Raw genomic sequence first — 15,802 nt, 5'->3', positions numbered from 1 at the left:
TGCCCTGCAAGGTGCCGGAGCCCACCTGCGCACAGGCAGGTAGGACCCGTACCCAACGCCTATTGCCAGCCAAACCGGCGAATGTAAAAACCCTTTACTGCCTGGGTCAGCGCCATGTAGGCGAGCAGGATCGCCGGCAGGAACACGAAGTACAGCGATGGCAGCGCCTGCAACTTGAAGTAATGCGCCAATGGTCCCATCGGCAGGAAAATGCCCACGGCCATGATAATCGCGGTCATCGCCATCAGCGGCATGGCCGCCCGGCTTTGCAGGAACGGGATCTTCGGCGTGCGGATCATGTGCACGATCAACGTCTGGGTCAGCAGCCCGACCACGAACCAGCCGGATTGGAACAGGGTCTGGTGGTCCGGGGTGTTGGCGTCGAACACGTACCACATCAGGGCGAAGGTGCTGATGTCGAAGATCGAACTGATCGGCCCGAAGAACAGCATGAACCGCCCGACATCCGTCGGCTGCCAGCGTTGCGGTTGCTTGAGCATCTCTTCATCGACGTTATCGAACGGGATGGCGATTTGCGAAATGTCGTAGAGCAGGTTCTGCACCAGCAGGTGCATCGGCAGCATCGGCAGGAACGGAATGAACGCACTGGCCACGAGCACCGAGAACACGTTGCCGAAGTTCGAGCTGGCCGTCATCTTGATGTACTTGAGCATGTTGGCGAAGGTGCGGCGCCCCTCCAGCACGCCCTCCTCCAGCACCATCAGGCTTTTTTCCAGGAGAATGATATCTGCCGCCTCCTTGGCGATGTCCACGGCGCTGTCCACCGAAATGCCGATGTCGGCGGTGCGCAACGCCGGAGCATCGTTGATGCCGTCGCCCATGAAGCCGACCACATGGCCATTACCCTTGAGCAAACGGACGAGGCGTTCCTTGTGCGTGGGTGTCAGCTTGGCAAAGACGTTGGTGGTTTCCACGACCAACGCCAGCTCGGCATCTGTCATTCCCTCGATGTCATTGCCCAGCAGCAGGCCTTGCTGTTCCAGACCGACCTCCCGGCAGATCTTCGCGGTGACCAGCTCGTTGTCACCGGTCAACACCTTCACCGCCACGCCATGCGCGGCGAGGGCCTTCAAGGCCGGCGCGGTGCTCTCCTTTGGAGGATCGAGGAATGCCACATAACCGATCAGCGTCAGAGCCTGCTCATCCGCCAGGCTGTAGGCGTCGCGATCTTCGAGCATCGGCCGGGCGGCAACCGCCACCACGCGCAAACCCTCGGCATTGAAGGCGGCGGTGACCTGGCGAATCCGCGCCAGCAAGTCATCGCTCAGCGCTTCATCGACCACGCCATGACGCACCCGGGTGCACACCGCCAGCACTTCCTCCACCGCGCCCTTGCAGATCAGCAGGTGCGAATGATCATGTTCGGCGACCACCACCGACATGCGCCGACGGGTAAAGTCGAACGGGATCTCGTCGACCTTGCGAAATGCCGTCCCCACCTTCAATTGCCGGTGGACCTCGACGTGTTCAAGCACCGCAACGTCCAGCAGATTTTTCAATCCGGTCTGGTAGTAGCTGTTGAGGTAGGCCATTTCCAGCACGTCATCGCTGTCGTTGCCCCAGACATCGACATTGCGCGCGAGGAAAATTTTGTCCTGGGTCAGGGTGCCGGTCTTGTCGGTGCACAGCACGTCCATGGCACCGAAGTTCTGGATCGCATCCAGGCGCTTGACGATGACCTTTTTGCGTGACAGGAAGACCGCGCCCTTGGCCAGGGTCGAGGTGACGATCATCGGCAACATTTCCGGGGTCAGGCCCACGGCAATCGACAGCGCGAACAGCAGCGCCTCGGTCCAGTCGCCCTTGGTGAAACCGTTGATGAACAGCACCAGCGGCGCCATGACGAACATGAAGCGGATCAGCAGCCAACTGATGTTATTGACCCCGGTCTGAAACGACGTCGGCGCACGATCCGTCGCCCCGACCCGCTGGGCAAGCGCGCCAAAATACGTGCTGTTGCCGGTGGTCAGGATCAGCGCAATCGCCGTGCCCGAGACCACGTTGGTCCCCATGAACAGAATGTTGTCCAGGTCCAGCGGATTGCGGGTGTCGGCGTCCTGCTGGTGGCGGAATTTCTCCACCGGCATCGATTCCCCGGTCATGGCCGCCTGGCTGACGAACAAGTCCTTGGCATTGAGTATCCGGCAATCGGCGGGAATCATGTCGCCAGCCGACAGCACGATCAGGTCGCCTGGGACCAGCAGTTTGATCGGCACCTCCGTGCGCAGCGCATCACGACGCATCACCGTGGCCGTGTTGCTGACCATCGCCTTGAGCGCGTCGGCCGCCTGGTTGGATTTGCTTTCCTGCCAGAAGCGCAGCAGCGTGGACAGCACCACCATCGAGAAAATCACGATGGCGGCTTTCAAGTCCTCGGTGAGCCAGGAAATCACCGCGAGCAAGGTCAGCAGCAGGTTGAACGGGTTCTTGTAGCAATGCCACAAGTGCACCCACCACGGCAGCGGTTGCTCGTGCTCGACTTCGTTGAAGCCGAACTGTTCGCGAAGCGTATCGGCCTCGGTTTCACTCAGGCCATCGGTATGGCTGCCGAGCTGCGCCAGCACTGCACCGGTGTCGCTGTTGGCGGCGCTCACCAGCGTTTGCGCCAAGGTGGGCGGCACCTCGCGGCTGACCGTGGTGTCGGTGAAGGTTTCCAGCAATGCCAGTCGCCGGAAGTGGCGGGCAAAGTGGCGAGTGCGCAGGAATCCGGCGAAGAATTCCTTGAGCAGGGTCAGGTTCATGGCAGTTCCCCCAGGTTGGGCCGGGAAACCTTCGAGCGGGCGTGCAAGAGCGCCGCGACAACGACCGCAGTCGAAATCACGCAGGGTTCAGCGTCGATGAGAGGACGTCGGGAACCAGGCCGGGACCGGCCAGGTATCGGGATGCCGCTGCTCGCTTTTACGGCGAGACGACGGCACGGAAAATCAGTGCGTTATCTTGCCGGGAAATTGCCGGTTACTAAAACCGGCCGACTACTGTCACTCGAACAAGTACCCACTGTGGGTCTCCGCAATTGATGAAAACGCGCGAAGCTTACGCCCCGATTTATGGAGAGTAAACGAAGGTTTGGGAGTCGGTGGGGGAATTGCGGGGTTCTTCAGGGAGGGTTCAGGAATGGGGATTTTGGGGTGATTGTGAGGGCCCCATCGTCGGAACGCCGCCCGGAGCCAGCCCGCTCCTACAGTGTGGGGGTGTTCACCACAAACCTGTAGGAGCGAGCTGGCTCCGGGCGGCGTTCCGACGATGGCGTCGCAATTGTCAGCTGGCAGTGGCCAACAACAAATCCGCCACCGACCGCCCATGCCCGCGATGCTTGCCGTGCTCATACAGCGACCCGGCAATCTCATCGGCACGGATTGGCAGGATAGACAGCAAGGTATCGCTCAAGCCATGGCTCGCCTGGCAGAAGCCCTGCATGTAGAGGCCGGCCTTGCAGCGCTCGTCGGTGATCAGTTTGTAATGGCGGTCCACTTCGAAGTCACCCAGATACTCTTCCAGCGGCGCCAACAACTGGCGGTGCATCTGCCGCTCGTATCCGGTGGCGAGCACCACCGCGTCGTACTGCCGGGCCGTCACGTCACCGGTGGCGTTGTTGCGCACCACCAGTTCAATGCCACGCGCGGTGACGGTGGCCTTTTCGACCGTGGTCAGGGTCCGGAACGCATGGCGGGCGATGCCCGAGACTTTCTGCCTGTAGAAGATGCCGTAGATGCGTTCAATCAAGTCCAGGTCCACCACCGAATAATTGGTGTTGTGGTACTCGTTGACCAGGCGTTCGCGCTCGCTGCTGTCCTGCTGGAACACCAGGTCGGTGAATTCCGGCGAGAACACCTCGTTGACGAACGGGCTGTCATCCGCCGGCTTCAGTGCCGAGCCACGCAGAATCATGTCGACCTGCACCGACGGGAAGCTGTCGTTCAAATCGATGAAAGCTTCCGCTGCGCTCTGCCCGCCACCGATGATCGCAATGCTCATGGGTTGGTTGTTCACGCACGGCTGCTGGGCCATCCGGGACAGGTATTGTGAGTGGTGAAAAACCCGCCCGTCATCCTTCAGCGCCTTGAACGCCTCGGGAATACGCGGCGTACCACCGGCACTGACCACCACAGAGCGGGCGCTGCGCACATGCTGCTGGCCCTGGATATCCCGCGAGATCACCCGCAATGCATCAACCTGCTGGCCGTGCACCACCGGCTCGATGGTCAGCACTTCTTCGCCGTAACGACTCTGCTCGGCAAATTGGCCGGCGACCCAGCCCAGGTAATCGTTGAACTCCATCCGGCATGGGTAAAACGTACCCAGGTTGATGAAATCCACCAGACGCCCGTGCTGTTTGAGGTAATTGACGAAGGAGTACGGGCTGGTCGGGTTGCGCAGGGTCACCAGGTCCTTGAGGAACGAAATCTGCAATTCGCTCTGGGTCACCAGGGTGTCGCCATGCCAGCGATAGTGGGCCTGTTTGTCCAGAAACAGCACATCCAGCGCGCCCTGGCTCGCGGCACGTTCCTGCAAGGCGATGGCCAGGGCCAGGTTCGAGGGGCCGAAACCCACACCGATCAGGTCGTGAACGAGGGGCGATGCAATTGCCTGTGTCATTTCCAGTGTCCTCTGGATGAACCGCTCAACCGCGGGGATTAAACCTCAATGACTTGATCTGCCCGGAGCAGAACTGCAAGTCGTCTGTTGATAGAGAACGAGGACAGTGAAATAAAATTTAATCCGACTGGCGTGCGATCAGTGCGCCTCCCACTGGCGCATCTGCACGCGGCAATGCTTCATCGCGTTGACGATGTGCTTTTCCACCAGCGCCCGGGAAATCCCCAGGCGCTCGGCGATTTCCGGGTGCGACAAACCTTCGATCTTGCGCAGCAGGAAGCTCTCGCGGCAAGGCTTCGGCAATTCGGCCAGGGCGCGCTGAAGCATCTCGAGGCGCTGGCCGTGATCGAGGCTGTTATGAGGGGATGGGATGAAATAGCGCTCTTCGTTGTCGAGCACCTCAAGCGATTCGACCTGACGCAGGGCGTTACGCCGATGTTCGTCGATCACCAGATTGAGCGCAGTGCGATAGAGAAATGCCCGGGGCTGCTCGATCGGCGTGTTACTGGAACGCTCCAGGACTCGCAGATAAGCGTCATGCACCACATCTTCGGCCACCTGACGGTTGCCCAGCTTGGCGTTGAGGAAACACACCAGCTCGCGGTAGTAGTTTTCCAACCATGACTCCCGGCCGCACGCATGCGACATCTGTCCTTGCGCCAGACCCGCAACCGCCCAATAGGCAGTGGCACGATAGTGGCAATTCTAAGGTGTAATTTATAGTAATTCTCATATAGATTTAAAGTGTTGTTTGAGTTTGCCTACCGAATCGTCATTTCCTACACACCTGTAACTCTGTGTGTCTGCGGTTAAATTCCTTCGCGATTCCATCGTTTACAGGACAGCCCCCGTTTCTGTCGGCCGTCCGACAGCGTTCGCCGTGTCGCCGATTTTGCGCGCAGCCTGCATGACGGGCCGAACTCCATTGGCCGGAACACCGCATGAAACGTCCCCGTCACGCCCGACGCGCCCTGCTTGTCGCGCTTTGTCTGATCCCGATCATTGCCGTGTCAGCCTGGCAGGTGCTGCCACCGGGCCGTGATCAATACGCCACGGTGCAGGTCGGGCGCGGTGACATTGAAAGCAGCGTCACCGCCCTGGGCACCCTGCAACCACGACGTTATGTCGACGTCGGCGCCCAGGCATCCGGCCAGATCCAGAAGATCCACGTGGAAGTCGGCGACGTGGTCAAGGAAGGCCAGTTGCTGGTGGAAATCGACCCGTCCACGCAACAGGCCAAGCTCGACGCAGGACGCTTTTCCATCGATAACCTCAAGGCCCAGCTCCAGGAGCAACGGGCCCTGCACGATCTCGCCCAGCAAAAGTACAAACGCCAACAGAATCTCGCCGCTGGCGGTGCGACCCGCGACGAAGACGTGCAGACTGCCCAGGCCGAGCTGCGCACCACTCAAGCGCGTATCGACATGTTCCAGGCGCAGATCCGCCAGGCTCAGGCCAGCCTGCGCCGCGACCAGGCGGAACTTGGCTACACCCGAATCTATGCGCCCATGAGTGGCACCGTGGTCGCCCTTGACGCCCGCGAAGGCCAGACCCTCAACGCGCAACAACAGACGCCGCTGATCCTGCGCATCGCCAAATTGTCGCCTATGACGGTCTGGGCCGAGGTGTCGGAGGCCGACATTGGCCACGTCAAACCGGGCATGACCGCCTGGTTCACCACCTTGAGTGGCGGCAATCGGCGCTGGAGCAGCACGGTGAGGCAGATACTGCCGATCCCGCCCAAGCCGCTTGACCAGACCAGCCAGGGCGGTGGCAGCCCGGCCAGCACCAGCAAGAGCGGCACCGGTCGCGTGGTGCTCTACACCGTGCTGTTGGATGTGGATAACGCCGACAACGCACTGATGGCGGAAATGACCACCCAGGTGTTCTTTGTCTCCAACCAGGCGAAAAACGTGCTAACGGCGCCGATAGCCGCTTTGCAGGGCAGTGCGCAACCGCACAGCCATACTGCCAACGTGGTGGCGAAAAACGGCGCCATCGAACAACGCACCGTGCGTACCGGCATCAGCGACCGCCTGAAAGTACAGATTCTCGACGGGCTACAGGAAGGCGATCACCTGCTGATCGGCCCGGCCGACGGGAGTGGCGGCTGAATGCAGACGCCCCTGATCGAACTGCAGGACATTCGCAAAGCCTACGGCGGCGGCGATTCGCCAGAGGTTCACGTGTTGCGCGGCATCGATCTGTCGATTCATGCCGGCGAATTCGTGGCGATTGTCGGCGCCTCCGGGTCCGGCAAGTCGACACTGATGAACATCCTCGGTTGCCTCGATCGCCCCACCTCGGGTGAATACCGCTTCGCCGGGGAAAACGTCGCGGCCTTGGGCAGCGACGAATTGGCCTGGCTGCGTCGCGAGGCCTTCGGTTTTGTGTTCCAGGGCTACCATTTGATCCCGTCCGGCTCGGCCCAGGAAAACGTCGAGATGCCGGCGATCTATGCCGGCATCCCGGCCGCCGAACGCCACGCCCGCGCCGCCGCCCTGCTCGACCGCCTGGGCCTGGCCTCTCGCACCGGCAATCGCCCGCATCAACTGTCCGGTGGCCAGCAGCAACGGGTGTCCATCGCCCGTGCGCTGATGAACGGCGGCCACATCATTCTCGCCGACGAACCCACCGGCGCCCTCGACAGTCACAGCGGCGCCGAAGTCATGGCCTTGCTCGATGAACTGGCAAGCCAGGGCCACGTGGTGATTCTGATCACTCACGATCGTGAAGTGGCGGCGCGGGCCAAGCGCATCATCGAGATTCGCGACGGCCTGATCATCAGCGACAGCGCCCAGGGCAATCCCGACGCGCAACACTCGGCCAATCCCGGCGCCCTGCAAGCCGTCGACCTGCGCAAGCGACTGAGCGAAGGCGCGGAGGCGACCGGTGCCTGGAAAGGCGAGGTGGTGGACGCGGTACACGCGGCCTGGCGCGTGATGTGGATCAACCGCTTTCGTACCGCACTCACGCTGCTGGGCATCATCATCGGCGTAGCGTCGGTGGTGGTCATGCTGGCCGTTGGTGAAGGCAGCAAACGACAGGTGATGGCGCAAATGGGTGCCTTTGGCTCGAACATCATCTACCTGAGCGGCTCGGCCCCCAACCCACGCACCCCGCCAGGCATCGTCACCCTCGATGACGTCGCGGCACTGGCCAGCCTGCCGCAAGTGATGCGCATCATGCCGGTCAACGGCGCCGAGGCCGGCGTGCGTTTTGGCAACCTCGACCACATGAGCTACGTCGGCGGCAACGACACCAACTTCCCGGCCATCTTCAACTGGCCCGTGGTCGAAGGCAGCTACTTCACCGCTGCCGACGAACAGAGCGCCGCAGCCGTCGCGGTGATTGGCCACAAGGTACGCAACAAGCTGCTCAAGGATGTCGCCAACCCCATCGGCCAGTACATCCTGATTGAAAACGTGCCGTTCCAGGTGGTCGGTGTGCTCGCGGAAAAAGGCGCCAGCTCCGGCGATTCCGACAGCGACGACCGCATTGCCGTGCCCTACTCGGCCGCCAGCGTGCGCCTGTTCGGCACCCACAACCCGGAATATGTGGCGATCGCGGCCGCCGATGCGCGCAAGGTCAAGGAAACCGAAGCCGCCATCGAGCAACTGATGCTGCGCCTGCACAACGGCAAGAAAGACTTCGAGTTGACCAACAATGCCGCGATGATCCAGGCCGAGGCACGGACCCAGAACACCCTGTCGCTGATGCTCGGGTCGATTGCCGCGATCTCGTTGCTGGTGGGCGGGATCGGCGTGATGAACATCATGCTCATGACCGTACGCGAACGCACCCGCGAGATCGGCATCCGCATGGCCACCGGCGCCCGGCAGCGGGACATCCTGCGCCAGTTTCTCACCGAAGCGGTGATGCTTTCGGTGGTGGGCGGCCTCGCGGGGATCGCCCTGGCGCTGATCGTCGGCGGCGTGCTGATCCTCAGCGAAGTCGCCGTAGCCTTTTCCGTGGTGGCCGTGCTGGGCGCCTTCGCCTGCGCGCTGGTCACCGGTGTTGTCTTCGGCTTCATGCCGGCCCGCAAAGCTGCCCGGCTCGACCCGGTCACGGCCCTTACCAGTGAATGATCGACCTATGAAACCGCGTCTCAGCCTGTTGACCCTGTGCCTGCTGCTCAGCGCCTGCGGGAATAATGTCCCGCGCCCGGACAGCGGCATCGTCGCGCCCGCCGCGTGGCAGTCGCCGCACATTGCCCAGGCGGTTCGCAGCAACGCCCAATGGTGGAGCCGCTTCGGCAGCCCCGAGCTCGACCGCCTGATCGAGCAGGCCCGGGCCGGCAGCTTCGACCTGGCCGCCGCCGTCGCCCGGGTGCGCCAGGCCCAGGCCGGCACCGTGATCGCCGGCGGCTCGCAACTGCCCGAAATCAAGGGCGCCGCCAACGCCAACCGTCAGAAGCTGCTACGCGGCAACGGCTACAACCAGCTCGACGTCGACGACAGCAACAAGGCCGTTGACTACTTCGACGCCAGCCTCACCGCCAGCTATGAACTCGACTTCTGGGGTGGCCAAAGTGCGACGCGCGACAGCGCCCGCTTCGGCTTGCAGGCCAGCGAGTTCGACCAGGCCACGGTGGAGCTGACCTTGCTCAGCGGCGTGGCCAGCACTTACGCACAAACCCTGTCCCTGCACGAACAACGGCGCATCGCCGAACTGAACCTGGCCAACGCCCAGCGCGTGCTGAATCTGGTGCAGACCCGTTTTGATTCAGGTTCGGCCACGGCCCTGGAACTGGCGCAACAGAAGAGCCTTGTGGCCGCCCAGCAACGGCAATTGCCAACGGTGCAACAACAGGCGGTGGACGCCCGGATCAGCCTCGCCGCCCTGCTCGGCCACCCGGTGCAGGAATTGCCGCCGTTGCAAGAGACGTTCGACCAATTGCAATGGCCCACCGTCGACAGCGGCGTACCCAGCGACCTGCTCAGCCGACGCCCGGACATCGCCCGCGCCGAAGCCCAACTGGCGGCGGCTCAGGCCGACGTGCGCGTCGCCCGCGCGGCCATGCTGCCAACCGTGACCCTGAGCGCCAACCTGGGTTCGGGGGCCAACACCGCTTCCGATATCTTGCGCAGCCCGTTCTACAACCTCACGGCCGGGCTCGTTGCGCCGATCTTCAACAACGGCAGGCTGGGTGCCGAGCGCGACAAGGCCAGCGCCCGGCAGCAAGAGCTTCTGGAAAACTATCGCGCCAGCATCATCAACGGCTTCGCCGACGTGGAAAAAGCACTGAACAGCATTCGTGGGCTGGATGAACAACGTCAATGGCAAAGCGAGGAACTGACCCAGGCGCAGACCGCCTTCAACATCGCCCAGAGTCGATATCAGGCCGGGGCCGAGGATTTGCTGACGGTGCTGGAAACGCAGCGCACGCTGTATGCAGCGCAGGATTTGAATGTGCAATTGCGGTTGGCGCGGTTGCAGGCGAGTGTGGCGTTGTACAAGGCGCTTGGGGGTGGGTGGCAGGCGCTGTGATTGGCGGTGACTGTCAGGCCGCCATCGCGGGCAAGCCCGCTCCCACAGATACCTCAGGTGTTCACATAATGTGTGACTAACCGAGTCCCTGTGGGAGCGGGCTTGCCCGCGATGAACGATAACGCGGTCCCACGCCTAGCTGCTGATCGGATTCACCTTCAAATGCCGCGCATACCAAGGCCGCTGCGGCACACGCCGGAACAACCCGGCCAGTTTTTCTTCATCGTCGATAAAGGTAATCCGCAACGCCAGTTTCATGGTCTCGGGGTCCATCTCCATCGACTTGCCCACCTGCAAACCTGGTGTGGTGCTGCATCCGTGGGTATCCGGCCCCAGCCAGGGATCAGCCACCTCGACCCAGCGCCCCGGCGCAAACCACGGCACACCATTGACCTGCAACCGACTGACTTCCCCCGGATGGAAACGCTCATGGGCGCGAAACCAATCTTCCAGGCGATCGTCGATCCAGCCGTGGAACTGCCAGAACACCGGATTGACGTGGGAAGAAAACGGGTCGCCGAGGAAATCATTTTCCGGCGCATACCAGCGCGCCGCGAAATCCGCCGGATCCCGGGCGAACGGCACCGGCTGGCCATTCGACGGATCGCGTGGCACCGAGGCCCAGCGCATGTGCAGCCAGTCATGCAAGCCCAGCTCGACTTCCGATCCGAACTGCCCCAGGGTCATTTTCGAGAGGTAACGTGGGTCGCGGTAGCGTGACTCCCAGACTTCGAAATTGCTGTGGTAGGTCTCGGCGGTCTTGATGTCGCTGACCCACTGCGTGTACTCGGTGTCTTCGGCGGCCTGCCAGGTGGGCGGCAGCGCCGCGCCGTCATGATTGTCGAAGTAGCGGGCGAAGCCCTGGCGATCCCGCTCCAGCTCCGGTTGGGGCATGGGGAAGCTCGACCACGAAGGCAAATCCTGCATCGAACGCGCCGTGCCGAGCATGTGCCGGTGCATGAAGAAAAAGTCGATGCCCGAGCCATTGCGGTCCTTGCGATCCCCTCGAGCATCGCGTTCCTGGCCCCGTGGACCGGGCTGCCAGCCGATGCCGCGCAAGGCATCGCGCTTGTCTTCGGACAGGCGGTGCCATTTGTCCCGGCTTGCGTGCCAAAGTTGATGGAACAACCGATGCTCGGGGGACACCAGCCAGGCCAGCAGCGTCGGACTCAGGCCGACACGCTCACGGGCCTCGGGGAACAGGCGTTTACGCGCAACGAAGCGATTGTCCCGCTCCGGCTCGGCGAGTGGCCGGTCCAGGCGCAGCAGACGGCCACTAAGCGTGCCGCTGCCGGCGTTGCCGAAATCGGCCCAGACTTCATCGAGCACCACCGCCAGCTCATAGACGGGCGCGTCGTCGCTCGACTGGCTGTCGAACAGGCGCCAATACAGTTCGGTGGGTTGTGGCTGTACCAGATCGCCGATCACCCGATAGCGCGGTGGCGCGTCACCGCGCAATTGCTCGGTGGTGTCGAGGAAGCCACGCAGCCCGCGACCACGCTGGGCAACATCAAGAAACAGCTCCAGGCCGGTCAACGGCAAGCCTTCCAGCCCCGCATGCGAACCTTCGAAACGAATGTCCCAGACCCCGCGCAGCGCGTTGGCCAACTGTTGGCCGGCGGCATCAGCCAGCTCGACCGTGGCCTCCCCGGGGGTGATCGTCGGGTCCGGTTTCGACCACTCACGATGCCCGAAAAAAGCCGCCGGCACCGCAGCGCCTGTGAGCGCCAGGCCTGCCATGAACCATCGTCGAGAAATCTTCATTGCCCTACCTGTGTCAGCCGTGAAGCAGGCTTTATCCAAGCTAGAACGAGCGTTGCCCGGCTAAATTTAGAAGCCATCGCGAGCAGGCTCGCGATGAAGCCTGCACAAACACTAAATTCCTCCCTCAGCCACTCGTTCTCCCCAGATAGCAAAGGCCCCCGCGCCTGCACTTCGACGGCGAACCTGACTGAGACGGCAATGAAAAGACCACGTTCGAAAAAGGCTCTGTACATCGGCCTGCCATTGGCTTTGGCGATCGCCGCCGCGGGCGGGTTCGCCGCCTGGGATCACTGGTTCAGCGACGATCTCGGTTACCCGGCCAACGTGGTGAAGCAGGCTGATGAGCTGCACCAGCGCCTGCTCTCTTTCGACAGCCACGTCAGCCTCACGCAGAACTTCGGCACCGACGGCAACGAGGCTGACAAGGATGGCGACGGCCAGTTCGACCTGGTCAAGGTCAACCGTGGTCAGTTGTCTGGCGCGGCGCTGACCATTTTCGGCTGGCCGGAAATCTGGAACGGCGCCAACGCCCCGCACAAGCCCACCGACGGGTTTGTCGACGAGGCGCGCAACCAGCAGGAGATCCGCTACAAAATCATCACCGGCATGGTCCGCGACTTCCCCAACCAGGTCGCCATCGCCTACACCCCGGACGATATGCGCCGCCTGCACGGCGAAGGCAAGTTCGCCATCTTCATCAGCATGCTCAACGCCTACCCGCTGGGCCACGACCTGAGCCAACTGGACCTGTGGACCGCGCGCGGCATGCGCATGTTCGGCTTCAGCTACATCGGCAACAACGATTGGGCCGACTCCTCGCGCCCACTGCCGTTCTTCAACGACTCGCCCGATGCACTCAACGGCCTCTCGGATCTGGGCAAGCAAGCGGTCACGCGCCTGAATGACCTGGGCGTGATCATCGACGTGTCGCAGATGTCGACCCAGGCGCTGGAACAGGTGGCGCAGCTCAGCCGTACGCCGCTGGTGGCCTCGCACTCGGCGCCTCGGGCGATGGTCGACATCCCGCGCAACCTCAGTGACAAGGAAATGCAACTGATCAGGAACAGCGGCGGCGTGGTCCAGGTCGTCGGCTTCTCGCAGTACCTCAAGCCGCTGACGCAAACAACCCAGGACAAGCTCAACGAGCTGCGCAAAAGCTACGACCTGCCGCCGCTGCCCAACCTCGCCATGGCCCTGATGCCGGGTGACCCGATCATCGCCGCCTGGTCCGAAGAGAAGTTCGGCAAATACGCCAGCCGTCTCTACGCGATCCTTGAGCAAGAACCCAAGGCGAGCCTCAAGGATCTGGGCGATGCCATCGACTACACGGTGCGCAAGATCGGCATCGACCACGTCGGCATCAGCTCCGACTTCAACGAAGGCGGCGGGGTCAAGGGCTGGGAAAACGTCGGTGAAATCCGCAACGTCACCGCCGAGCTGATCACCCGAGGCTACTCCGAAGCCGACATCACCAAGCTGTGGGGCGGCAACTTCCTGCGAGTCTGGGACCAGGTACAGAAAGCCGCCAAACCCGCTTTGATTTCCCGGCAGGACACACCATGACGGATCGCCGCACGTTTCTGAAACAGGCCGGGCTCCTGGCCGCCGCCCTGCCCATGACCGGCACCCTCGCCAACGTTGCCAGCGCGGCCCCCCTGGCGCCGCTCTTGCCACGGGACAAGTGGGCGCAATTGCGGCAATTGTTCGACCAGGATCCGGACTACCTGCATTTTTCCAACTTTTTGCTGACCTCCCACCCCAAACCGGTGCGCGATGCCATCGCCCTGCACCGCGCGGCCATCGACAAAAATCCCGGGTTGGCCATGGACTGGGACATGGGCGTCACCGAGCAACGCGAGGAAGAGGTCCGTGTCTGGGCGGGCCGTTACCTCAAGGCCGACGCCAAACAGATCGCCCTGACTGGCAGCACCACCCAGGGCCTGGCGATGATTTACGGCGGCGTGCAGGTGCGCCCGGATCAGGAAATCCTCACCACGGTCCATGAGCACTACGCCACCCACACGATTCTGGATCTGCGCAAGGAGCGCGACGCCACCCGCATCCGCAAGATAGAACTGTTCAAGGACCCGCAAACCCTGTCGCGCCAGGAAATCCTCGACAACATCGACCGCGCCATCGCGCCGCACACTCGCGTGCTGGGCATGACGTGGGTGCATTCGGGCAGCGGTGTCAAACTGCCGATTGCCGACATCGGCGCGCTGGTGGACAAGCACAACCGCAACCGCAGCGAGCAGGACCGCATCGTTTATGTGGTGGACGGCGTGCACGGCTTTGGTGTCGAGGACCTGGACTTCCCGACCATGAACTGCGACTTCTTCATCGCCGGGACCCATAAATGGCTGTTTGGCCCGCGCGGCACCGGCATCGTGTGCAGCCGCAGCAGCGAGGTCAAGTACGTCACGCCGATCATCCCGACCTTCTCCGAGGCAGAACATTTTTCCACCACCATGACCCCGGGCGGTTTCCACTCGTTCGAACACCGCTGGGCACTCAATGAAGCGTTCAAGCTGCATCTGCAGTTGGGCAAGGCCGAGGTGCAGGCGCGTATCCATGAGCTCAACAGCTACTTGAAGCAACAGTTGGCCAGGCACCCGCAGATTGAACTGGTCACGCCGCGCAGCCCGGAGTTTTCTTCGGGGTTCACCTTCTTCCGGATCAAGGGCAAGGACAGCGATCAGGTCGCCGCCTACCTGATGCAAAACCGTGTGGTCGCCGATGCCGTGGAGCGCGATGTCGGCCCGGTGATCCGCACCGCGCCAGGCCTGCTCAACAACGAGGGTGAGATTGATCGCTTCATGCTGTTGCTGGCCAGACAACTCTGATTTATCCACTTGTTGACGAGGGAAACGATGAACCGTGCGTTGTCAGGTTTTTCCGCCGGGGCGGTGCTGGCGCTGGCCATCAGCGCGTTGCCGGCCAGTGCCCAGGCGGGTGCGATTGCCCCGGGCAAGGTGTTCAAGGACTGCAAGGATTGCCCGCAAATGGTAGTGCTGCCCGCCGGCACCTTCACCATGGGCACGCCAGAGGATGAAGTGGGCCACGAGCCCGATGAAAGCCCGCAGCACCCGGTGACCTTTGCCCATCCGGTGGCGATCAGTCGCTTCCAGGTGCTGGCGGGCGAGTGGCAGGCCTACCTGCGCGACACCGGTTACGTCATGCCCGATGGTGACGACCGTCCCGGCCGCGAGTGCAAGGCGGGCATCCCGCGCTACGAATACACGGCGCGACACCCGGCAGTGTGCATGGACCTTGAGGAAGCGCGGGCGTATGTCGCCTGGCTGGCGAAAAAATCCGGCAAGCCTTACCGCCTGGTCAGCGAATCCCTGCGCGAATACGCCGCCCGGGCCGGCAGCACCGGGCCGTTCCCCTTCCCGTTCGATGAAGGCAAGCAATACAGCATCGCCACACACGCCAACACCTACGGCGCCGCCGACGGCTACAACTTCACCTCACCCGCCGGACGCTTCCCGGCCAACGCTTTCGGCGTGTATGACATGCACGGCAACGTCTACGAATGGACGGCTGATTGCTACACCGACGACTACATCGGTGCACCAAGTGACGGCAGCGCCTGGGTGACCGCAGACTGCAAGGTCCAGCGCCTGCGCGGCAACGACTGGGGTGAAGCGCCTGTGTTCTCTCGCTCCGGAAACCGCAACGCCGCCTACGGCGATGCCCGCGGCGATTGGCTGGGCTTTCGGGTGGCGCGGGATCTCTGATCCCACCCGCCCCCCTACGCGGTAAACACAAATCAACTGTGGGAGCGGGCTTGCCCGCGATGGCGGTCTGTCAGACACCATTGATGCTGAATGTGCCCGCGATGGCTGAGTGTCAGACACCATTGATGCTGAATGGGCCGGCCTCATCGCGGGCAAGCCCGCTCCCACAGGTTTTGTGTTCAGGCTGACAT

Annotated in this window: 10 protein-coding genes; 6 read left to right on the top strand and 4 right to left on the bottom strand. The window is 62.6% G+C overall.

Features of this window, described 5'->3' with window-relative positions:
* Positions 1-59 precede the first annotated feature (59 nt).
* The 3 genes from mgtA to AB4N64_RS04330 all read right to left on the bottom strand — a co-directional run bounded on the left by mgtA (position 60) and on the right by AB4N64_RS04330 (position 5,235).
* Positions 60-2,762 carry a magnesium-translocating P-type ATPase gene (mgtA, locus tag AB4N64_RS04340; protein ID WP_460122277.1) on the bottom strand — a complete coding sequence of 901 codons (2,703 nt, stop codon included), beginning with the start codon at positions 2,760-2,762 and terminating at the stop codon, positions 60-62.
* Positions 2,763-3,279: 517 nt separating this feature from the next.
* On the bottom strand, positions 3,280-4,617 hold the full coding sequence (locus tag AB4N64_RS04335) for a lysine N(6)-hydroxylase/L-ornithine N(5)-oxygenase family protein (RefSeq protein ID WP_460122275.1): 1,338 nt from the start codon (positions 4,615-4,617) through the stop codon (positions 3,280-3,282).
* Positions 4,618-4,755: 138 nt separating this feature from the next.
* Complete coding sequence (locus tag AB4N64_RS04330; RefSeq protein WP_460122273.1) at positions 4,756-5,235, bottom strand: sigma-70 family RNA polymerase sigma factor; 480 nt, start codon at positions 5,233-5,235, stop codon at positions 4,756-4,758.
* A gap of 323 nt (positions 5,236-5,558) precedes the next feature.
* Here AB4N64_RS04330 and AB4N64_RS04325 point away from each other — a divergent pair, with 323 nt between their 5' ends.
* The 3 genes from AB4N64_RS04325 to AB4N64_RS04315 are packed head-to-tail and all read left to right on the top strand — an operon-like array spanning position 5,559 to position 10,107.
* Positions 5,559-6,731 carry an efflux RND transporter periplasmic adaptor subunit gene (locus tag AB4N64_RS04325; protein WP_460122272.1) on the top strand — a complete coding sequence of 391 codons (1,173 nt, stop codon included), beginning with the start codon at positions 5,559-5,561 and terminating at the stop codon, positions 6,729-6,731.
* The gene (locus AB4N64_RS04320; RefSeq protein WP_460122270.1) at positions 6,732-8,705 is read left to right on the top strand and encodes a MacB family efflux pump subunit; all 1,974 of its coding nucleotides are present in this window, start codon (positions 6,732-6,734) and stop codon (positions 8,703-8,705) included.
* Positions 8,706-8,712: 7 nt separating this feature from the next.
* Positions 8,713-10,107, top strand: coding sequence for an efflux transporter outer membrane subunit (locus AB4N64_RS04315; protein ID WP_460122269.1), 1,395 nt, complete (start codon positions 8,713-8,715; stop codon positions 10,105-10,107).
* 135 nt (positions 10,108-10,242) lie between these two features.
* Here the strand turns inward: AB4N64_RS04315 and pvdP are convergent, their stop codons facing one another.
* On the bottom strand, positions 10,243-11,871 hold the full coding sequence (gene pvdP, locus AB4N64_RS04310; protein ID WP_460122267.1) for a pyoverdine maturation tyrosinase PvdP: 1,629 nt from the start codon (positions 11,869-11,871) through the stop codon (positions 10,243-10,245).
* Between the two features lie 198 nt (positions 11,872-12,069).
* On the opposite strand from pvdP, the gene pvdM reads away from it, so the two are divergent.
* Genes pvdM through pvdO form a run of 3 tightly spaced genes read left to right on the top strand, consistent with a single transcriptional unit; the run spans position 12,070 to position 15,611 of the window.
* Complete coding sequence (gene pvdM, locus AB4N64_RS04305) at positions 12,070-13,434, top strand: pyoverdine-tailoring dipeptidase-like protein PvdM (protein WP_460122266.1); 1,365 nt, start codon at positions 12,070-12,072, stop codon at positions 13,432-13,434.
* Positions 13,431-14,714: a pyoverdine-tailoring periplasmic protein PvdN gene (gene pvdN / locus AB4N64_RS04300; protein WP_460122264.1), complete on the top strand. Its 1,284-nt coding sequence runs from the start codon at positions 13,431-13,433 to the stop codon at positions 14,712-14,714. Before pvdM ends, pvdN begins: the two co-directional genes overlap by 4 nt.
* Positions 14,715-14,741: 27 nt before the next feature.
* Positions 14,742-15,611: a dihydropyoverdine dehydrogenase gene (pvdO, locus tag AB4N64_RS04295; RefSeq protein ID WP_460122262.1), complete on the top strand. Its 870-nt coding sequence runs from the start codon at positions 14,742-14,744 to the stop codon at positions 15,609-15,611.
* Positions 15,612-15,802 lie beyond the last annotated feature (191 nt).

It is taken from the genome of Pseudomonas sp. S2_C03, assembly GCF_054668405.1.
The sequence above is the reverse complement of the archived record's forward strand: the minus strand, read 5'-3'. Positions and strand labels throughout refer to the sequence as shown.